Raw genomic sequence first — 20,131 nt, 5'->3', positions numbered from 1 at the left:
CGGATGGGCCGGTGGCAATTCTGGATCGACCGCGGCGGCACCTTCACCGACATCGTCGCGCTGAACCCGGAAGGACGCCTTTTTTCCCGGAAATTGCTTTCGGAAAATCCGGAGCGCTACCGGGACGCCGCCTTGCAGGGGATTCGGGAAATCATGGCTTGCTCCGACGAAACTCCGCTGGATGAACTCGTCGGCAGCGTCAAAATGGGCACGACCGTCGGCACCAATGCCTTGCTGGAACGCAAGGGCGAACCCGTGGCATTGGCCATTACCCGAGGCCTCAAGGATTGCCTGCGCATCGGCTACCAGAACCGGCCCGACATTTTCGCGCTCGACATCCGCCTGCCGGAACAGCTCTACCGGACGGTGGTCGAAATCGACGAGCGCGTCGGCGCGCACGGCGATATCCTGCGCCCGCTGGACGCCGACTCGGTTCGCATTCAGTTGCGGAAACTTTACGAGCAGGGTCTGCGCTCGCTCGCCGTCGTACTGATGCATGCCTGGCGCTATCCCGAGCACGAACGTCAGGTGGCCGGCATCGCGCGGCAGATCGGCTTTACCCAAATCTCGGTATCGCACGAGGTCAGTCCGCTGATGAAAATCGTCAGCCGGGGCGATACCACGGTGGTCGATGCCTATTTGACTCCGTTGCTGAGACGCTATGTCGCAAAGGTGGCGGACGGTCTTGGCGAAGCCCGGCAACGCCCGCGTCTGCTGTTCATGCAATCGAACGGAGGGCTCACCGAAGCCGCCGCCTTTCAGGGCAAGGACAGCATTCTATCGGGTCCTGCCGGCGGCATCGTCGGCGCCGTGGCGGTCTCGATGCGGGCCGGGTTCGATAAAATCATCGCTTTCGACATGGGCGGCACCTCGACCGACGTCGCTCATTATGCCGGCGAGCTGGAGCGGGCCTTCGAAACCGAAGTGGCCGGCGTCCGGATGCGGGCGCCGATGATGGCCATCCATACCATCGCCGCCGGAGGCGGCTCGATTCTGCATTTTGACGGCATCCGCTACCGCGTCGGGCCGGAATCGGCGGGCGCCGATCCGGGGCCCGCCTGCTACCGCAAAGGCGGTCCCTTGACCGTGACCGACGCCAATCTGATGCTGGGCCGGCTGCCGCTGTTTCCGGCCGTATTCGGCCCGAACGGCGACTTGCCGCCCGATGAAAGCTGCGTCAGAGCATTGTTCGGCGAACTGGCCGGCAGGATCCGCGCGGCAAGCGGCGATAGCCGCTTGCCGGAGCAGGTCGCCGAGGGCTTTCTGGACATCGCGGTCGAAAACATGGCGGCGGCGATCAAAAAAATTTCGGTGCAGAAAGGCTACAACGTGGCCGAATACGCCTTGTGCTGCTATGGCGCCGCCGCCGGCCAACACGCCTGCAAAATCGCCGACCGCCTGAACATGAAAACGGTTCTGCTGCACCCTCTGGCCGGCGTGTTGTCGGCCTACGGCATGGGTCTTGCGGATTTTCGCGTGCTCAAGCGGCAGGCCCTGGAACTGCCTCTGGAAACGGCGGACGAGACGGCCCTGCGCGGCTGTCTGGACGAGCTGGAATGCGAAGGCCGGCTGGCGCTCAAGGCCCAGGGCCTGGCCGATGCGCAGATCAGGGCCGAGCGACGGCTGCTGCTGCGCTTTCAAGGCACCGATACCGCCTTTCCGGTCGATTTCGCCGAACAGCCGGCGATGCAGGCCGAGTTTCGAAGGCTTTATCGGCAGCGTTTCGGATTTTGCCATGAAAACCGGCCCGTCGTGATCGAGACCGCGATGGCCGAGTGCATCGGCGGCGAGGCGTCGGCGCTGGATTTTCGGCATTTCACCGCGCATTCGGGCAGCGGCGAACCCGATCTCTTCACCCGTCTGTTCAGCAGCGGCCGATGGCATGAAGCCCCGGTCTACCGCCGGGAAAATCTGATGCCCCAGCGAGCGGTTACGGGCCCGGCCGTGATTGTCGAGCCGACTTCCACGATCGTCGTCGAGCCCGGCTGGCAGGGCGTACTCCAGAACAGCGGCGATCTTGTCCTGACCCGCACCCAGCCCGTGCAGCGCGCGTTCGCGGCCGGAACGCGGGCCGATCCGGTGTTGCTGGAGATATTCAACAAATTGTTCATGTCCATCGCCGAGCAGATGGGTTTCGTGCTGCAGAACACGGCGCATTCGGTCAACGTCAAGGAGCGCCTGGATTTTTCCTGCGCGATTTTCGACGCCCGGGGCCAGTTGATCGCCAACGCGCCGCACATCCCGGTGCATCTGGGCTCGATGGGCGAAAGCGTGCAGGCGCTGATGGCCAAATACGGCGGTCAATGGCGTCCCGGCGACGTGTATCTGCTTAATTCGCCGTACGCCGGCGGCACCCATCTGCCCGACATCACCGTAGTCAAGCCGGTTTTTGCGCCCAACGGCAAAGAGCTACTGTTCCTTACCGCAGCGCGCGGCCATCACGCCGACGTCGGCGGCATTTCGCCGGGCTCGATGCCCGCCGCGAGCCGCTGCATCGACGAGGAAGGCCTCCTCAGCGACGGTTTGAAAATCGTTTCGGAAGGACGCTTGCTGGAGTCGGACGTGCGGGCCTGGCTCGGCTCCGGCCCCCATCCTGCACGCAATCCGGAGCAGAATCTGGCCGATCTGCAGGCGCAGATTGCCGCCAACGAAAAAGGCGCAACAGAACTTCTGAACATGATCGGCAGTTATACGCTGCCCGTGGTTCAAGCGTACATGCAACACGTTCAGAACAACGCCGAAGCCTGCGTCCGGTCGGTTTTGGCGAGGCTGTCGGAAGGCGCGATCGATTGTGCGATGGACAGCGGCGCCCATATCGCCGTCGCCGTCCGCGTCGACCGGAACAGGCGGACGGCCCGTATCGACTTCACCGGCACGTCCCTGCAACAGCCGAACAACTTCAACGCGCCGTCAGCGGTCTGCAAGGCGGCGGTCTTGTATGTGTTCCGGACGCTGGTCCAGGACGACATTCCGCTCAATGCCGGCTGTTTGAAGCCGCTGGAGATCGTCATCCCCGACGGTTCCTTGCTCAACCCGAAGCCGCCGGCCGCGGTTGTCGCCGGCAACGTGGAAACGTCCCAGGCCATCGTCGACGCTTTGTACGGCGCACTCGGGGTCCTGGCCGCAGCGCAAGGCACGATGAACAATTTCACGTTCGGCAACGAGCGCTATCAGTACTATGAAACGATTTGCGGCGGCGCCGGTGCAAGCCCCAGTTTCGACGGCTGTTCGGCCGTCCATACCCACATGACCAACTCGCGCATCACCGATCCCGAAGTCCTGGAATGGCGCTTTCCGGTGCTGCTCGAAGAGTTTTCCATCCGTACCGGCAGCGGCGGCGCCGGCCTCTACCGGGGCGGCGACGGCGTGGTGCGCCGCCTCCGTTTCCTGGAGCCGATGACCGCCTGCATCCTGTCCGGACGCAGAATCGTCCCGCCTTTCGGACTCGGCGGCGGCCGGCCCGGAAAGCCGGGCGCGAATACCGTCATCCGCCGTGACGGGCGGATCGAAGTCCTTCCGGGCTGCGCCGAAACCGTTATCGAGGCCGGCGACGTCTTCCGGATCGAGACGCCGGGAGGCGGGGGATTCGGCCGGGCGGAAGAGCCAATCTGAACCGACCCTTGCCTGGCCCGACTTCGGCAAGACATCTGGCCGGAGTTCGCCGCCTCGTTAACCGTTTTCACAACGTCGGCTGATTGCCGTGAGCAAAAGTGCGTTCATGTACATTCTGGCAAATGAGGCAGCGCCGGGCCGTGGGGTAGGCCATCAAGCGTTCGATGCCGATGGGTTGCCCGCAATCGCAGCAAGAGCCGTAACTTCTTTCGGCGATGCGGATCAAGGCGGCATCGATGTCCCGGATTTCCTGAACATGGCGGCCGACGAAAGCCAGTTTGAGATCCACCAGCAGGTCGGCCAGGGATTCGTCGCCCGGATCGTGCACCCGGCCGGCCAGATCGGCATATTTTTCTTTATCGGAGCGCAGCAGCTCGGCGCTGATTTCCCGCCGTAACGCCATGAAACGATCCTTCAGCTTTCTCTTGAATATTTTGAGCTGCGATTCACTCAGTGGGGCGGCCATGGCATTTTCCTTAAGTTCAAAGTCGGTTTCGGAACATTTTTTAGCCGGAAACCCGAGATGAGGAATTCGTTCATCGGCACGGATCCCAGTCCGGTACGCCGGCTCGAACCGGACACAAACCTTGCCTCACCGGGTTTCGTCAGCGAGATACCGATTCAGATTGCCCGGAGACCGCATCGGTTCCATCGCCGTTAGCCGCAGGAGTTCGAAAGCGTCCGCATCGATCGGCGGCAAGCTCTAGTACTTAGGTACAATTTTAATCCCATCGATTGTTTGTTATGGTATTTGCCAGGAAACTAAATACGCCGGGCAGAATCAATGGCATAAAACAGGATTGCTGCTTGAGGCAGAATTCTTCTTTGCCGATTGAGCGCCGGAATCGTATGAGCGAATCATAGGAGGGAGGAGTGACAGATAAAGAGGTCGTTTATGATAAGCCGGATGTTTTGCCAATATCGGAGCCTCTTGAAGGGCATTTTCTTTAATCGAAGTTGATAATGAAGAATGACTGTCCTGCAAAGAAGGCCGGAAGAGAAATTTTGAACAAAATTCAAGAAAACTTCGATTAAGTTCTCTCCTTCGAAAGAAGATGCGATTCGACCGAGAGTTTCCGGAAGATTGGCGATCTGTATCCGGTTGGATGATAAATCATTTCACGGAGACAACAATGAACACTGAAATACACGATGCCGTCTTCTCTTCTCCTAAACTACCCGCGGGTGCGAGCACGCCGCCGGCACGGCAAGCGGCAGTCCTGGCCGGACAATTCTTGTCCGGGCTCATCAAATGCTTGATAGTGTCCACCCCCTTGTTATCGATGATGCTGATGATTCTTGCCTTGTGGGGCGTCGTCGGCAAGGCCAGCTATCCCGATCTGGAGGCCGCAAGACAAGCCCAGGCGAGGGATGTCGGCGACGCCAAGAATTATCTGGTCAACGAGACGAAACCTGTCGAACAATGTCCGGAGGCGGTAGCGCCCCCGGATACCGGAGCGGAGACCGAGCGCCCGATGCCCGGCAAAATAGATTGGGCGCATGCGGTCTGAACGATCGGCCTCTTGAGCCGATCCTGAAAAAGACTCCACTTTAATGCGCTTACGGACAGGTCTCGGCCCTGCCATCTACACCTTTAATTTCCGTTGATGAAAAGCCTGGGCCGACGGCTGATGAGTGATCGTCAGAATGCCCGCGTGCGGCAATTCGTGGGCCAATAACCTGAGCATCCTGGCTTCGTCGTCGGGCGGCAGCGAATCGAGGGCTTCCTGAACGAAAATCCATTGCGGCCGATGCAATAACGCGCGCACCAGGCCCAGATACTGCTGCTGCTCGTTCGACAGCACGTCTTCCCAGGCATCGACCCGGCTCAACTGATTGACGAGGGCTTGTTGGCCGACCTGTTCGAGTTTTTTCTCCACCTCGGTCTGATCGAACGCCGCTTTGTGTTTCGGATAGCAAATGGCTTCCAATAACGATTTAGCCGGGAGATAAGGCTTGGGCGGCATAAAGAACGTCGCCTGGCCCGCCGGCACTTCAATCCGGCCGGAGCCCCAGGGCCATAGGCCGGCAATCGCCTTAAACAACTTGGCGCCGTTGTTGGCCTGATCGGAAATCAGCACATGCTCGCCCGCTTTGATTTCATGGTTGACCATGCTCGAAAGCGGCTCGCCTTCCAGACCTTCCAGTCTGACGCCAGTAAACCTGAGCGCCGCCACCTCGGCTTCCTGCACCCGGATCTGATGGGAATTCAGGTGGGAAATGTCATGCTCCAGATGATCCAGCGCATTCATGAGGCCCAAGACCCGTTCGACCGAGGTACGCCATTTGGCGATCGTGGCCATGTTGTCGACCGGCCACGACAAGGCGGAAACCATGTGCTGAAAAGCCTGGACGGACTGGATCAATACCCCCAGGGAAATGGCTCCGGCAACATAACGAGGCGAGGCGACCAAAACCGGCAAGGCCATGGAGGCGACCGAGTAGCCGGAGCTGAAGAACTGAATGCGAATCCAGGCGCGCGTTTCTTCGGCAAAGGATCCGATCACCGCGCGAAACGAATCCAGCAGCCGTTCCTGTTCGTTGCTCTCGCCCCGAATCAAGGCAATGGCCTGGGAGTTGTTTTGAATATCGATCAGATCGTGCCGGAAATTGGCCTCCTGGGTCTGTCTTGTGTGAGTGGCCGAAGTCATCGGTTTCCCCATCCACCAGCCCAGAATCGAAGCGCAGATCGAGTAGCAGATCGAAATCCAGACCAGATATCCTATTACCTGAACCGAAACGCTGCCGAACTCGAACACCACCCTTCCGGAAATATCCCAAAGAATCCGGGTGAAACTCGCCAGCATCAGTAAACAGTAAAACAGAGAATGACTCAACGCGATGGCATCATCGATTGCAATACGAATGTCTTCCGCGATGCGGCCGTCCGGATTGTCGTGGTCATTGTGGGACAGGAGAGTGATCTGATAGTGGCGGCCCTGCTGAATCCATTTGGCGATGACTTTTTCGGTCAGCCAGGTCCGCCAGCCGATCAACAGGCGCCGTTTGACGATTAAATGGACGGTAGTGATCGCTATGCTGCCGATGAAGATCAGGATCAATACGACAGCCTGGGTTTTTACCCCCGCCATCGATCGTTGTTCTATGGCGTCGAACAGAGCGGCATTCCATTGGGTAATGTAGACGGCCAGCTTGATCTGCATCACCGTCAGTGCGACCAGCAGGATCGTCTCCAACCAGATGATCAGCCTGTTTTTGGAACTCCAGTAAGGGCCGCCCAGCTTCATGAATTTAATAAAAAAATTTTCGTTGTGACTCATCAATACCTACTTTTCGGAAACAAGGCAGTTCGGGGATTGCTCTAAAAACCCCCTTCATTTTGCAATTATGAACAAATTCATGGAAATTGGATTAAGCTTACTCTATGTACAAACAGACGTTGAATTTTCTTGTGGACGCATTCTTGTTAATTATTGGAGATTTTCGGTATCCGCACTTGATTTTTTTGCCTCGTTCGGGTTGTAATGATCTACAGGCTTGCAGGAGGGTGTAATCGTGACTAGACGGCTGATGTTCGGGCTCATCAAATTTGTAATGGTGTCTGCGCCTTTGTTGTCGATGATGCTGATGATTCTTGCCTTGTGGGGCGTCGTCGGCAAGGCCCGCTATCCCGATCTGGAGGCCGCAAGACAAGCCCAGGCAAAAGATGCCGGCGACGCCAAAAATTATCTGGTCAACGAGACGAAACCTATCGAACAATGTCCGGAGGCGGTAGCGCCCCCGGACACCGGAGCGGAGACCGAACGCCCGATGCCCGGCAAAATAGACTGGGAACATATCGTCTGAACCGCCGGTCTTTTGAGTCATCCTGAAAAATTTAATTTCAAGCTTCTGAAAACGGGCATTTCGCAGTCGATCGGTTCGCGTCGCATTGATTTTTCAAATTGGCCGGAACTCGTCAAAGCTCAAGTTCCATACTTTTCGTTCAAGACGATGAGCAGCCCATTCCACCGCCCTTGCGAAAGCCCTCGAACTTGCAGACACGGGAGGATTTTACCTAAACTATGCCGGTTTCCGTTTCATTTCCAGTGCCTATTATGAAATCGACAGCCAGAATTATTGCCGGCCTGGCCTTGACGGGATTGCTCGGCGCCTGCTCCGGGCACAAACCCGTCACCGCTACGGCCGGCCGTCCCGCCGCTCTCAAACCCCGGATCCAGCCTCCGCTCCAGGCTCAGAGCGACCGGAAGATGTATTACCTTCCGCCGCCGCCCGGTCAATGGACCGTGCAGGATACTCTGCAAGTGTACGGCGAACGAGTGAAAGATAAACTCGGCTATTATTTCGCCGAGGCCGAGGTCTCCTATCCTCCGAAAGAAGTCGTTTTCATCGCCTTGAAACAGGAAAAGAAGCTGGAATTGTGGGCCAGAGACAACGGCAATTTTCAACTCATCCGTGACTACTACATCCTGGCCGCCAGCGGCGAGGCCGGCCCCAAATTGCGCCAGGGCGATCGGCAGGTGCCGGAAGGGGTTTACCGTATCGCGGGACTGAATCCGAACAGTCATTATCATTTATCGATCAAACTGAATTATCCCAACGAATTCGACCTCCTTCATGCCTGGCAGGAGAGACGCGCCAATCCCGGTTCGGATATTTTCATCCACGGTAAAGCCGCATCCGTCGGTTGCCTGGCCATGGGCGACGAAGCGATAGAAGAACTGTTCGTGCTCGCCGCGCAAGTGGGTGCCGAAAACGTGAAAGTCGTGATCGCCCCGCACGATCCCAGGGTCTATCCGCTCCAGGTCGACTCCGAAGACCTCCCGCCCTGGACTCCCGAGCTTTATTCGCTGATCTCCCGCGAAATACTGGCGCTGTCGTCGGGCGGGAAATCGGTAAAGACCGGCGCTTTTTAGCCGGTCTCAAGGCAATCGGACTAGCGGACTGGAGAAATTTTCATCCTCTGTCGGAAGGGGAGAAAGCTCCTGCATATCAGGGCGCATGATAGGGCCCAAGAAAGCGCTCCCCATTGAAGTGAATCAGATGCGACGGAGCGTCAGCCATCCATACTTCAGTTTCCCAAGCGATTTCGGAAAGAGTTCGGCTCATGACTGCCCGATTCGGGAAGGCGGTGACATAAACCAGGCCGGCGCTCGACCCTGCAAACAGCCTGGCAAGTTCGGCATGACGTTTGCCATCGACCGGTCCGTGGCTGGTGACGGATTCCACCAATAGCAACCAATTTTTCTCGGTATACAGTAACACGACATCCGGCATCTTACCGTGGGAATCGACTTCGACGCCCAACCCGGCCAGCAGGGCGGCATCGAAATAACCCCATTTATCGCCCGTATCCCCGGCATAGATCAGCATACTGCCCGGAGCGAAGCGCGAAGCGAAATCTTCGATAATGTCCCGGATCAGCTCGCTATGTTCGCCTGGACTAAGAGTAATATGCTTGCCCGGAGCGATCTCAACCGGAATACGGTTCTGCTCGCGTTCCTTGGCATAGCGAGCGATTAGCGTTTCCCGTTCGGCCAGGTAGCCGGTGAGATAGCTGTGCCAATGCGTCGTGCCGAAAGTGCGCAGCACGGCCAGGGCGGCGAGTTCGATCTGATAAACGGCCTTGGGGCTGTTGACGGGACGGTTGGGCTTGTCAGGATTGTAAAGCACAATGCCCGCATCACAAAATTGATGCATGGTCTGCCGCCGAATCGTTTCACGAGTATTCGGTGCATACTCCTTGCCGTAATAATCTCTCGCCCAGTCCTAATGGGCGTGATGCCCATAAGCGGATTCTCTGCGTCAGCCCATGACTTGCCCGGTTTGAGATTCAACAAAGCCAGCAGACACAGGGCGGAACGTTCGTTCTGCTGCGCCCGTGTCAGGCCCAAGGAGATAATGATCTGCTGCGCGGCCTTGATATGGTCGTTTTTATTGTTCATCCGGTCAGGCTTCCCAGCTTGGCGTCCATCATGATCTGCGTGAGTTCTTCTTGCTGCATGGCCCATTCGCCCAGCCGGATCAGAGCGTCTCGGCTCGGGTATTTCATCAGTTTGAGGTCGGTTGCATTCACCTGGGTGTGTCCGCTGAATCGCCGAAAATTCTCGTCGACGGCTGTCGAGTTCAGAAATACGGCCAATCCTCGTGCCATGGCTTCAGGCAAGCCATGCTTGTTTATGTGAAATACGTTCAGATGATTCTCGAAGCCAAGCACAGGGATGTGAGCGAAAGCGCGAGGCTCGACCACGCTTGCTACGACGCGACGTTGCTCTTCCTTCGACGAGAAACGCCGCACCACACAATAGAAGCCCATCGGAAAAAACCACTTTTCAGTATCCGCGTTGCGCATGATGGCGTTGGGCTTTTTCATGCCTTTGATAGGCCATGTGCTGCCGCCACCGCTGAAATGGCCGGGGTACAGCAAGGGAACCGCGCCTGGTTCCGGCATGTCGCGCAGGTGCTCTTTTAATCGGAAATCCACCACAGGACCGGTCGACACGTGAACGCCAAGGTCGGCTAGCGTATAGCGGATCGCCGGTGACAGTTCAATGGCACTCTTCTCGGGCGACGTGGGCACGTGAATGAATCGCGCCGGATCATCCGGGCATACGATTCTGTCGAACGGGTGTTCATGGTAAGTAAGGTCGTAAAAGGTATCGTCGGTCGAAGTCGAAACCGTCACCAGTCCCTGCAGACTGCCGCACTCAAGACGGATAATGATGTTCTCCTGCAGCACCTCGTCATCTTTGAATGCTTTGGTGCGCGACCCGAACAGGTGCAGGTGGCGGACGGCCGCGCGCTCAAGAATAAAGTTTCGGAACGGACGGTAATACGGACCGTTGCAGAAACTGCGCGGGACGATGGCTACGATCTGTCCTCTCGGTGCCGCGAGAGCTACAGCCAGTGCCACAAAGGCGGAGTAAAGATTGACTGTCTCAATACCGACCCGACGCAATGCAAGCCGGTAAGCTGAATTACTGTTGATCTTCTTGTAGGGCGGATTAAGGATCGCGTGAGTATAACTGCCAAGAGCTTTTAATGAAAATAAATCACCGGAAAGCGATTCCACGGCCGTCTGAATAAAGTCTTCTTCATGGATATGAGCGGCAAAATCGCCTTTATGATTATATTTCTCAAGCGTATTTGACAAATAAGGGATCAAGGCCGGATCAAGCTCAAACGCATCCGTTTCCACCCGCTGAAAATGAAACCCGCCTGATCTCCACCTGTCTAGAAAAGCGGCCGACAGCGACCCGATTCCGGCTCCGGCGTCCAATAAGCGGCAATGCCCGGTTCCATCGGGAAAAAGGCTGGCCATGAATGCCGCCGTCCTTTCAGGTGTCAGGAACTGACCGAATCGAGATTTTTTTTCTGCTTCGGTGTTCTTGGAAAGTTGCAGCCTCTTTTGCTCAACTGTTGACAACAATAGAAGGCTCCTTAGTACGCCATAACCGATCAAATGGATCCGTTTAACGTACAGTTTTTTCTATTTCACTGTCAAGGATGAAACCTCGACGCTAAATTTTTTAAAAAAGATAACCCCGGTTTTACAATGGGCGGGCCGACGATTTCCGGCCTCTATCCGATTCATCTTGGGGTTGGCAGTTATCTTCGTATCGATGATGCCGGGTTTCCCGAGTTTCCGCTTCATCGAAAAGTCTTTTCCCGAATTAAAAAACCTGCATGAAAGCGCTCCGCGACGCACAGTCATTCGAAGCGGCCAGGTCAGTCCGTTCTTTTGGAATCCGGACGATCGCCAGGAATGATAAAATTTCAGGTTGAGCGCCTCGGCCGCGACAGGAGAAACATCAATTGAAACTCAAGAAACTTTTTACCGTCTGGATGAGATTGATCGGTGCTGCGGCTCTGCCGCTTGTGCTGGCTTCCTGCGGATACTCCGGAAAAGTGAACGTTCAGATTCTGGCTCTGAACGATTTCCACGGCCGTCTGGAGCCGCCGGAAGGATCGTCCGGCCGTATCGGAAGCGTTGACGCAGGCGGCGGAGAATATCTGGCGACCCACATCGAACGCCTCCGGGCGCTCAACCCGAATACGGTGCTCGTTTCGGCGGGCGACATGATCGGCTCCAGTCCTTTGCTTTCCGCGCTCTTTCACGATGAACCGACCATAGAGGCTTTCAACCGCATGCGCCTGGACTTCAACGCGGTCGGCAACCATGAATTCGACGAAGGCATGACGGAATTGCTGCGCATGGACAAAGGCGGCTGCCATGCCAAGGACGATTGCCTGGACGGCGACGGTTTTGCCGGGGCGGATTTTCAGTATCTGGCCGCCAACGTAATCCGGAAGGACAACGGCCGCCCGCTGTTTCCGGCCTATAAAGTCCGCTCTTTCGACGGCGTAAAAATCGCCTTTATCGGCATGACGCTGAAGGGCACGCCGACCGTCGTTTCGCCGTCGGGCGTGGCCGGATTGAACTTTCTCGACGAGGCCGGGACGGTCAACGCGCTGGTGCCTCGATTGAAGACCCAGAGCATAAAAGCCATCGTCGTCCTGATCCATGAGGGCGGCGCCCAACCGGCGCCCGCTCCTTACAACGGCTGCACGGGTCTTTCCGGCGCAATCGTCGACATCGTCCAGCGTCTGGATCCCGAAGTGGACGTGGTGATCAGCGGCCATACCCATAAAGCCTATAACTGCGTTCTCGGCAACAAGCTGGTGACGAGCGCGGCCTCCTACGGGCGTTTGCTGACCGACATCGACCTGACGCTCGACCGCGGCACCGGAGAAATCGTCGGCATCGTTGCCAATAACACGATCGTCACCCGCGATGTTCCGAAAGACGGCGCCATTACCGCGCTGATCGAAAAATACAAGGTCATTGCCTCGCCTCTGGCTAGGCGGAGCATCGGCTCGATCACTGCGGACATCACGCGCCGCCGCAATGCCGCCGGCGAATCCGCTTTGGGCGACGTCATTGCCGACAGCCAGTTGTACGCCGCGGCTCCGGCCGGATTGGACAGGAACTCGGTCGCCTTCACGAATCCGGGCGGCCTGCGCGCAGATCTGCTGTATGCCCCCACCGGCGGCGAGCGGCCGGGCGAAGTCAACTACGGCAAAATGTTCGCGGTCATTCCGTTCGGCGACAATCTGGTGACGATGACCCTCACCGGCGCGCAGATCAAGGCGGTGCTCGAACAGCAGTTCGACAATCCGGCCTCCGGACAGGCGACCATTCTCCAGGTGTCGAAGGGGTTCTCCTACAGTTGGTCCGAGACTGCGCCCAAAGGCCGTAAAATATCGAACATCAGGCTTGGGGGCGCGCCCCTCGACAATGCCCGCAGCTACCGCGTCACCGTCAATTCCTTTCTGGCCGACGGCGGCGATAATTTCACCGTATTTACCGAAGGCACTCAGCGTCTGGTCGGAACCGTCGATACGGACGCTTTCGAGGCTTACCTGAAAGCCTTCTCGCCTCTGTCTCCGGGACCTTTGGCCCGGATTAGCCGGATCTCTCCCTAACAAAAAATAACATAGGATTCCAACCCTGCATTTACGCCGATCATCCGGGCTCGATGGCGGGCGGCCGAAGCTATCGATAAAAAATCGTACAAAACTTAAAAAAAAATCGAGACCCGAAACTTGACAAAATTCGTTTTATTGCTAGTTTTAAAACGTGGGTTTAATGGAATCGGCGATTCACATACGCCTCTCACCGCATTGAACCCGCATCTCATTTGTATTGTTAGATATTCCTCATGCTTATATATCATGGATTGGTATTTTTTGTAGGGTGCGGTGCGCAATGCTCGTGCCCTACAATACTTTCTGAAATGATCTCATCCCGAGCGGCTTTTCACGATTAACAACAGCTCTTTCGCATTCCTCCCAGGCAACCCGTATCTTGATCCTGAACCGGACGGGCATAACGGCTTCCTGATCTTGCTTGATCAAGCCCTCTAAAATTTCAATCCCTTTCGTCCCGAGCTTGCCGAAAGACCCAAGCTGTATGCCTTCCGGCCACTCCATGTTAATAAACTGTCAGGGAACGATCGTGCGCGCCCGGCGCGCGAAGTGAAAGAGCCGGGGAGGCGAGTACACGGCCGGAGAAGCTTTGCAAGAATATCAAGCTTCGTTGCAACGGACGCCGAACCGGAGACACGGCCTCCGGGGCGTTGAACAAGCGTCAAAGCGGCACGATCAAAAGTTACTTCTGGAAGTTAACCGGAAAAACCGGGAGAATAGCCGCAGTTGACCGGGACCGGCAAGATCCTCCCGAACTCAAGTTGGGCAGAGAGCACAAAATCAGGTGAATTTATGGATTTCGACTCCCCGATGGATACGCAATATGTAGGCATCAAAGCGATCGGTTATTACCTTCCGGGCGGAGTGATGACCGGCCATGACATGGCGGAACTGAGCGGTATTCCGGCGTCGGTCTTCGTCGAAGAAATAGGCATCGTGCAAAAGCCCGTGGCCGGCGCGGACGAGCATCCGAGCGAGATGGGCGTCCGGGCTGCTCTCGATGCCATCGGGAAAGCGGGCGTTCCGCCGTCGGCCATCGATCTGATCGCCTACTGCGGCGCCGGCGATTACGATTACCGCTTCTGGTCGCCGGCCGCCAAAATTCAGGATGCCATCGGCGCCCGCGGCGCTTTCGCCTTCGAAATCAGAAACTTCTGCAACAGCGGCAACCTCGGCATTCATATATGCCGAAATATGCTACTGACCGATTCCGCTTACCGCCATGCGCTGGTCGTTTGCAGCGATAAATTGTCGCATCTGCTCAATTACGCCAACCCCGACTGCCTTTCCACTTTTGTCATGGCGGACGGGGCGGCGGCCGTGGTGCTCGAAAAGGGGGAGCAGTCGAACCGGATACTCGCCTATCACGGCATGACCGACGGCTCTCTCGCCGATTTTCTGAAAATTCCCTCAGGAGGCACCCGCGCTCCCGAAGGCGCCGACGGCGCGCATCATTTGTTGAACGTCGACAATCCCAAAGAACTTAACCGTATTTTTTCGGAGCTGTACCTTAAGAATTACCAACTGGTCGTCAGGGCCTCTCTTGAAAAAAGCGGCTGCCGGCTGGATGACGTCCGCTTGCTGTTAACCAATCAAGTCAAAAAAAGCCTGGCCCTGCAAATCCTGGCGGCGCTGAGCTTGACGGAAGAGCAAACGTTGGTCACGCTACCCGAACTGGGCCATCTCGGCCCCGCGGACACGCTGTTGGGACTGGCGAAAAGCCTCGAAGCGGGCAAGGTCAATTCCGGCGATATCGTGGTTCTGGCCAGCAGTGCCGCGGGATTTTCCTGGGCCGCGCTGACCCTCCAGTGGCTTTAAACGCGTCCCGGATGGCTGCGTCTTGTCACGTCGATACCCGGTCTACTTCAGGCCGGGCGTTCGCGGAATCGTCTACTTCACTTTTTCGGGCGAGCCTTCAGGTACCGGGGCAACAGTGGTGTTTTGCGCTACCAAATCGGCCAGCGTCGCGTTGTCCAGCACCTGCAAATAAGCATGTCCCGCGCGGTCCAATAGATGCTTCAAGCGGCAACGGGGCAGCAATCGGCAATGCTGATGCTCGGGATTGAAACATTCCACCCAGTAAAAACGTTTTTCCATCGATCGTACGACGTCTCCCACGATGATCGTGTCCGCAGGCCGCTGTAATGTTAAGCCGCCGCCTTTTCCCCGCGTGGTTTTAATGAAACCCTTGCCTCCCAGTTGCTGCACGACCTTCACCAGATGATTGCGGGAAATATCGAAATATTCGGCGATTTCCGTAATCGTGGCTTGCCTGCCCGACAGCTCCGCCAAATAAATCATGACTCTGAGCGCGTAATCCGTGTAGCTGGTCAGTTGCATAATGCTCGCTTCTAGAAAAAAAGGCTATGGTATACCTGTTATTGAGAATACATCTTCAAGACAATAGTATCGAATCAATACAGTTTTCCGGGATTATAACTCAAGCCGGGCATTACTGGCCAAGCAAATATCCTTCATGAAGCTCTGCGCTATCCCAGACGTTCCACGCGAAATCTCGTCCATATCTTAAACATCCAAGGGCCGCCAGGGTGGAAAAATCCCGATTAAAAACTGACGTTGGCCTGGAACCAGATTTTCTGGGTATCGGTATTGTTGGCGGTGGCAAGGCCGCTGTCGGCATTGTAATTGGCGTATTTGGCCAGCAGCGAATAATGCTTGCCGAACTTCTTGACCACCTGAAAATCCCATTCCTTGCCGTATTGCTGCTGCCCGGTATCGTCGCTGAAGTCGTGGTACACCGCGGTCACGACCGTATCGTAGCGGGGCAGAGCCACGCTGACGGTGCCGAACACATCGCGAATGCCGTTCGCCGGCGTCACCAGAAAGATGTCGGCCCAGCCCTGAAAGGCGTGGTTGGTGCCGAGCGGCGTGTCGAAGGTCTTGTTCGGGCCGAAGCCGTTGAGCTGCTCCCAGGCGCCCTGCACGGTGACGTTGAACGCTTTGACGCCGCCCATGAAGTTGAACCGGTCGGCTTCGTATTTAGTCGGCCCGTGCCCGTAGTCCCGCTGGTTGCCCCATTCGGCGGTGTACAACAGGCTGTAATGGTCGAAGAAGGTGGGCGAGACGCCGTTGAAGCGAAGGCCGTAGGTCTGACTCGACTTTTCGAAATTCTCCTTTTCCCGGTAATCCAGCCAGTACCCATAGGCCACCAGATTGCCGTAATCGCCGACTTTGTAGTTGACGTTCAGAATCGGCGCATCGATGTTTTCGGTGGTCGAGGTGAACGTGTTGACGTTGCCGATGAAGCCGGCGTTGACGGTCAGACCGTAAATCTGCTGGTTGTTGTGGGTCAACAGGACCGCATCGTAAGTTTGCTCCAACTGCCGCCAGCCGACGTTGCCGATGAAGCGGTCGTCGTCCAGCTTGATCCGTTGACGGCCGCCTTTGACGACGGTGTCGGGGATGCCCGAATAGCTGATCCAGAGCTGGTTCAGCTCGGTTTTCTCGGGGTCGGCGACGACCGAATAGGCTTTATTGTTGTTCCGCAGGCTGTTGTAGTCTTCCTGCATCGCCCACAACCCTTCGAATTCGGCATAGCCCTGGAAACCGGACAGCACCGGCGACAGCGCGCCCAGCCTCAGCCGGGCCGTGTTCGCGTTCGCCGTTTTCGGATTGGGGTTGCCTCCTTGGTCCTGGTCGACGTTTTCCCAGCGGTAGTTCAGATCGGCCTTAATCGCTCCGTTTTTATTTTTCTGATAAAAAGTCAGCGCGTCTTCGATCTCTTGAGTCACATCGGCCGCCGCCAGCGGCGAGGCCGGCCAGGGTAACGGACATCAACCCGATGGTTAATACATTAATTTTTAACATAAATTCCTTATCAATAATAATATTCTATACTCTACGTGGTACTTGCTTTCTCAGGGTAAACAAGAAAGATAAATTCTTGTTCATAATGAAAACCGCTTTAAATCTTCTCACCGTATCCGCAAACATTGTCACGCCGACAAGACACTTCCACAGTAACAACGGGCTTCCAGCGAATGCCGAATTCCCTGAATCACCGGCCAGCATCGCCTCTGTCTGCGCCGGCAGGTCAATCCTCCTTTTGCCTCGTCGTTGTTTCTTGCCTGCTGCTAAAAAAAGACTATAGTAAAGTTGTATTTTTCATGCAACTTATACTATAGTATAAGATATATTTTTTATACAACTTTTTATATTTTATATCTCGAAGATCCGTTTGCAGGGATTTAATTCGCAGGCGGAGAATGACGGGATAATCCATCGGCTCTGAAGCATCCTGACAAGTCCGAGCCTTTTTAGCGCATAAGTAAAGGATTTTTATGTCCGCTATTGAAAACGTTACGCACCACCAGCAGTCACGAGCCCTCGGAATCAGCACGGCCGCCTTTACTCTGTGTTTTGCGGTATGGACCATTTTTTCGATCATCGGCCTGCAGATTCAGCAAGAACTGAAACTGAGCGAAACCGAGTTCGGCCTGCTGGTCGGCACGCCGATTCTTTCCGGCTCCTTGATCCGGCTGATCCTGGGCATCTGGAGCGACCAGTACGGCGGCCGCATCGTCTATCTGGCGGTGATGCTGACCGCTGCCGTCGCCACTTTGCTGCTGACCGCCGCCAATAGCTATCCCACGTATTTGCTGGCAGCGCTCGGCGTCGGCATCGCGGGCGGCTCCTTCGCCGTCGGCATTTCGTATGTTTCGCGCTGGTATCCTCAGGAAAGGCAGGGCACCGCTCTGGGTATTTTCGGTCTGGGCAACGTCGGCGCCGCGGTCACCAAATTTCTTGCGCCGTTCGTGATGGTCGCTCTGGGCTGGCACTGGGTCGCCTGGATCTGGGCTTCGGCGCTCATCCTGATGGCAATCGTTTTCTGGTTTTCCACCGAAGACGAACCGGCCTTCAAGGCCAGACAAGCTTCGGGCATCAAACCGGCCTCGTTCGTAAAACAACTGGAGCCGCTGAAAAACATCCAGGTCTGGCGCTTTTCGATTTACTATTTCTTCGTATTCGGCGGCTTCGTAGCCCTGGCGTTGTGGATGCCTCGCTATCTGGTCGGAGCGTACGGGTTTGACATCAAAACCGCCGGCATGCTGGCCGCCTCGTTTTCGATTTTCGCCAGCATCTTTCGCGCATTGGGCGGAATGCTGTCGGATCGATACGGCGCCCGGCGGATCATGTACTGGACTTTCATCGTCGGAGCTATTTGTACGTTCGTCCTGTCCTATCCGCCTACCGACTACGTAGTGCACGGCATCAAGGGCGACATCCGGTTCAGCCTGGCGATTCAACCGTCCGGATTCATTTTTCTCGTGTCGATCCTGGGCCTGTTCATGTCGTTCGGCAAGGCCGCGGTGTTCAAACACATCCCGGTCTACTATCCCGACAACGTCGGCGCCGTCGGCGGGGCCGTCGGCATGATCGGCGGCCTGGGCGGCTTCCTGTTGCCGCTGACCTTCGGCATGCTGAACGACCTGACCGGCATCTGGAGCAGTTGTTTCATGCTGCTGTTCGTTCTGGTTGCGATTGCGCTCGTCTGGATGCATTTCGCGATCCTGCGCATGGAGCACCGCGCCGTTCCCGAACTGATCAGAATATCGACCTATCTGCCCGAGTTAAGCTATCCTTCCGACCTGGTGCTGACCGACTGGAATCCGGAAGATCCGGGCTTTTGGGAGAAGACCGGCAAACGCATCGCAACGCGCAATTTGTGGATCAGCATCCCGGCCCTGCTGTTGGCGTTTGCGGTCTGGATGGTGTGGAGCGTGGTCGTCATCAACATGCCCAGCATCGGCTTCAAATACACCACCAACGAACTGTTCTGGCTGACCGCACTGCCCGGTTTGTCCGGCGCCACCCTGCGCATTTTCTATTCGTTCATGGTGCCCATCTTCGGCGGACGGCGCTGGACGACGATCAGCACCGCGTCGCTGCTGCTGCCGTCGCTCTGGATCGGCTTTGCCGTACAGAATCCCGACACGCCGTATCTGTTGATGCTGGTGCTGGCCCTGCTGTGCGGCTTCGGCGGCGGCAATTTCGCCTCCAGCATGGCCAACATCAGCTTCTTTTTCCCGCAATGCAAGAAAGGCACTGCGCTGGGCCTGAATGCCGGTCTCGGCAATCTCGGCGTCAGCACGGTGCAGTTCGTGGTGCCCCTGGCGATCACTGCCGGCCTCTTCGGCAGTTGGGGCGGCGCGCCTCAGGAATGGGTCAAGGACGGCGTCACCAAATCGATCTGGCTGCAAAACGCCGGCTTCATCTGGGTGCCACTGATTATCGTGTCGACCGCCGTCGCCTGGTTCGGCATGAACGACATCGCTTCTGCAAAAGCCTCGTTCAAGGAACAGTCGATCATCTTCAAACGCAAGCATACCTGGCTGATGTGCTGGCTCTATACCGGCACGTTCGGATCGTTCATCGGTTATTCGGCCGGCTTGCCGATGCTGACCAAAATTCTGTTTCCCGAGGCCAATCCGACCCAGTATGCTTTTCTCGGACCTCTGGTCGGCGCCCTGGCGCGGCCGGTAGGCGGCTGGCTGGCCGACAAACTGGGCGGCGCCCGGGTCACTTTCTGGAATTTCCTGGTGATGAATCTGGCGGTCGTCGGCGTGCTGCACTTTATGCCCGGCGCGGGTGACGGCGGCAGTTTCATGGGCTTCCTGGCGATGTTCCTGCTGCTGTTCCTGACCACCGGCATCGGCAACGGCTCCACCTTCCGCATGATCCCGGTCATTTTCCTGACCGAACGCTTGTGCGCCGCCAAAGGCCGGGGCGAAGCGGCGCTGGGGCAAGCCAGAAAGGACGCGGCGAAAGAAGCCGCCGCGGTGCTCGGTTTCAGCTCGGCGATTGCGGCTTACGGAGCCTTCTTCATACCGAAGAGCTACGGCACCGCCATCAGCCTGACCGGCAGCCCCGACGTGGCTCTGTATTGTTTTATCGCGTTTTATCTGTCCTGCATCGGCATTACCTGGTGGTTTTATGCCCGCAAGGCCAGTGTGACGCCTTGCTAACGCAATGAATTAAAAATGTAGGCCGGGTCAGGCGTCAGCCGTAACCCGGCAATCGAAGACAACGTCGGGTTACGGCTGATACC

Annotated in this window: 13 protein-coding genes and 1 pseudogene; 7 read left to right on the top strand and 7 right to left on the bottom strand. The window is 56.8% G+C overall.

What is annotated here, in order from left to right; genetic code table 11:
* The first annotated feature begins 3 nt into the window (after positions 1-3).
* Positions 4-3,612, top strand: a complete 3,609-nt coding sequence (locus A3OW_RS0116265; protein ID WP_020564508.1) for a hydantoinase B/oxoprolinase family protein — start codon at positions 4-6, stop codon at positions 3,610-3,612.
* Positions 3,613-3,679: 67 nt separating this feature from the next.
* On the opposite strand, the gene A3OW_RS0116260 is transcribed toward A3OW_RS0116265, so the two are convergent.
* Positions 3,680-4,078, bottom strand: a complete 399-nt coding sequence (locus A3OW_RS0116260; protein ID WP_020564507.1) for a TraR/DksA family transcriptional regulator — start codon at positions 4,076-4,078, stop codon at positions 3,680-3,682.
* Positions 4,079-4,745: 667 nt separating this feature from the next.
* Between A3OW_RS0116260 and A3OW_RS25240 the strand changes: the two genes are divergently transcribed.
* Positions 4,746-5,123 (top strand): hypothetical protein, encoded by a 378-nt coding sequence (locus A3OW_RS25240; protein WP_020564505.1) that lies wholly within the window; start codon positions 4,746-4,748, stop codon positions 5,121-5,123.
* Positions 5,124-5,198: 75 nt separating this feature from the next.
* On the opposite strand, the gene A3OW_RS0116245 is transcribed toward A3OW_RS25240, so the two are convergent.
* Positions 5,199-6,893, bottom strand: a complete 1,695-nt coding sequence (locus A3OW_RS0116245; protein ID WP_020564504.1) for an ABC transporter ATP-binding protein/permease — start codon at positions 6,891-6,893, stop codon at positions 5,199-5,201.
* A gap of 235 nt (positions 6,894-7,128) precedes the next feature.
* Here A3OW_RS0116245 and A3OW_RS0116240 point away from each other — a divergent pair, with 235 nt between their 5' ends.
* Together A3OW_RS0116240 and A3OW_RS0116235 are read left to right on the top strand one after the other, a co-directional pair.
* A complete protein-coding gene (locus tag A3OW_RS0116240; RefSeq protein WP_198291331.1) occupies positions 7,129-7,419 on the top strand; it encodes a hypothetical protein in 291 nt (96 codons plus the stop codon).
* A gap of 251 nt (positions 7,420-7,670) precedes the next feature.
* On the top strand, positions 7,671-8,489 hold the full coding sequence (locus A3OW_RS0116235) for a L,D-transpeptidase family protein (RefSeq protein WP_020564502.1): 819 nt from the start codon (positions 7,671-7,673) through the stop codon (positions 8,487-8,489).
* A gap of 76 nt (positions 8,490-8,565) precedes the next feature.
* On the opposite strand, the gene A3OW_RS29135 is transcribed toward A3OW_RS0116235, so the two are convergent.
* The 3 genes and pseudogenes from A3OW_RS29135 to A3OW_RS0116225 form a co-directional block, all read right to left on the bottom strand.
* Complete coding sequence (locus A3OW_RS29135; RefSeq protein WP_408605676.1) at positions 8,566-8,997, bottom strand: BsuBI/PstI family type II restriction endonuclease; 432 nt, start codon at positions 8,995-8,997, stop codon at positions 8,566-8,568.
* A gap of 153 nt (positions 8,998-9,150) precedes the next feature.
* Positions 9,151-9,518: pseudogene (locus tag A3OW_RS29130) on the bottom strand (BsuBI/PstI family type II restriction endonuclease); the annotation flags it as partial.
* Positions 9,515-11,002 (bottom strand): Eco57I restriction-modification methylase domain-containing protein, encoded by a 1,488-nt coding sequence (locus A3OW_RS0116225; RefSeq protein WP_026223665.1) that lies wholly within the window; start codon positions 11,000-11,002, stop codon positions 9,515-9,517. The gene A3OW_RS0116225 and the pseudogene A3OW_RS29130, both read right to left, overlap by 4 nt.
* Positions 11,003-11,388: 386 nt before the next feature.
* Between A3OW_RS0116225 and A3OW_RS0116215 the strand changes: the two genes are divergently transcribed.
* Complete coding sequence (locus tag A3OW_RS0116215; RefSeq protein WP_020564498.1) at positions 11,389-13,059, top strand: bifunctional metallophosphatase/5'-nucleotidase; 1,671 nt, start codon at positions 11,389-11,391, stop codon at positions 13,057-13,059.
* A gap of 795 nt (positions 13,060-13,854) precedes the next feature.
* Positions 13,855-14,880, top strand: a complete 1,026-nt coding sequence (locus A3OW_RS0116205) for a 3-oxoacyl-[acyl-carrier-protein] synthase III C-terminal domain-containing protein (RefSeq protein ID WP_020564495.1) — start codon at positions 13,855-13,857, stop codon at positions 14,878-14,880.
* Between the two features lie 72 nt (positions 14,881-14,952).
* On the opposite strand, the gene A3OW_RS0116200 is transcribed toward A3OW_RS0116205, so the two are convergent.
* Together A3OW_RS0116200 and A3OW_RS0116195 are read right to left on the bottom strand one after the other, a co-directional pair.
* Positions 14,953-15,402, bottom strand: coding sequence for an Rrf2 family transcriptional regulator (locus A3OW_RS0116200; protein ID WP_020564494.1), 450 nt, complete (start codon positions 15,400-15,402; stop codon positions 14,953-14,955).
* 224 nt (positions 15,403-15,626) lie between these two features.
* Positions 15,627-16,814 carry an alginate export family protein gene (locus A3OW_RS0116195; protein WP_020564493.1) on the bottom strand — a complete coding sequence of 396 codons (1,188 nt, stop codon included), beginning with the start codon at positions 16,812-16,814 and terminating at the stop codon, positions 15,627-15,629.
* 549 nt (positions 16,815-17,363) lie between these two features.
* Here A3OW_RS0116195 and A3OW_RS0116190 point away from each other — a divergent pair.
* Positions 17,364-20,048 (top strand): nitrate/nitrite transporter, encoded by a 2,685-nt coding sequence (locus A3OW_RS0116190; RefSeq protein ID WP_020564492.1) that lies wholly within the window; start codon positions 17,364-17,366, stop codon positions 20,046-20,048.
* Positions 20,049-20,131 lie beyond the last annotated feature (83 nt).

This window comes from Methylosarcina fibrata AML-C10, assembly GCF_000372865.1.
GTDB classification, from domain to species: Bacteria; Pseudomonadota; Gammaproteobacteria; order Methylococcales; family Methylomonadaceae; genus Methylosarcina; species Methylosarcina fibrata.
The sequence above is the reverse complement of the archived record's forward strand: the minus strand, read 5'-3'. Positions and strand labels throughout refer to the sequence as shown.

Excerpts from the sequence above, each read along its gene's own strand:
- A3OW_RS0116235 (WP_020564502.1), top strand. The coding sequence starts at position 7,671 with ATGAAATCGACAGCCAGAATTATTGCCGGCCTGGCCTTGACGGGATTG.
- A3OW_RS0116260 (WP_020564507.1), bottom strand. The coding sequence starts at position 4,078 with ATGGCCGCCCCACTGAGTGAATCGCAGCTCAAAATATTCAAGAGAAAG.
- A3OW_RS0116190 (WP_020564492.1), top strand. The coding sequence starts at position 17,364 with ATGTCCGCTATTGAAAACGTTACGCACCACCAGCAGTCACGAGCCCTC.
- A3OW_RS25240 (WP_020564505.1), top strand. The coding sequence starts at position 4,746 with ATGAACACTGAAATACACGATGCCGTCTTCTCTTCTCCTAAACTACCC.
- A3OW_RS0116205 (WP_020564495.1), top strand. The coding sequence starts at position 13,855 with ATGGATTTCGACTCCCCGATGGATACGCAATATGTAGGCATCAAAGCG.
- A3OW_RS0116200 (WP_020564494.1), bottom strand. The coding sequence starts at position 15,402 with ATGCAACTGACCAGCTACACGGATTACGCGCTCAGAGTCATGATTTAT.
- A3OW_RS0116245 (WP_020564504.1), bottom strand. The coding sequence starts at position 6,893 with ATGAGTCACAACGAAAATTTTTTTATTAAATTCATGAAGCTGGGCGGC.
- A3OW_RS0116265 (WP_020564508.1), top strand. The coding sequence starts at position 4 with ATGGGCCGGTGGCAATTCTGGATCGACCGCGGCGGCACCTTCACCGAC.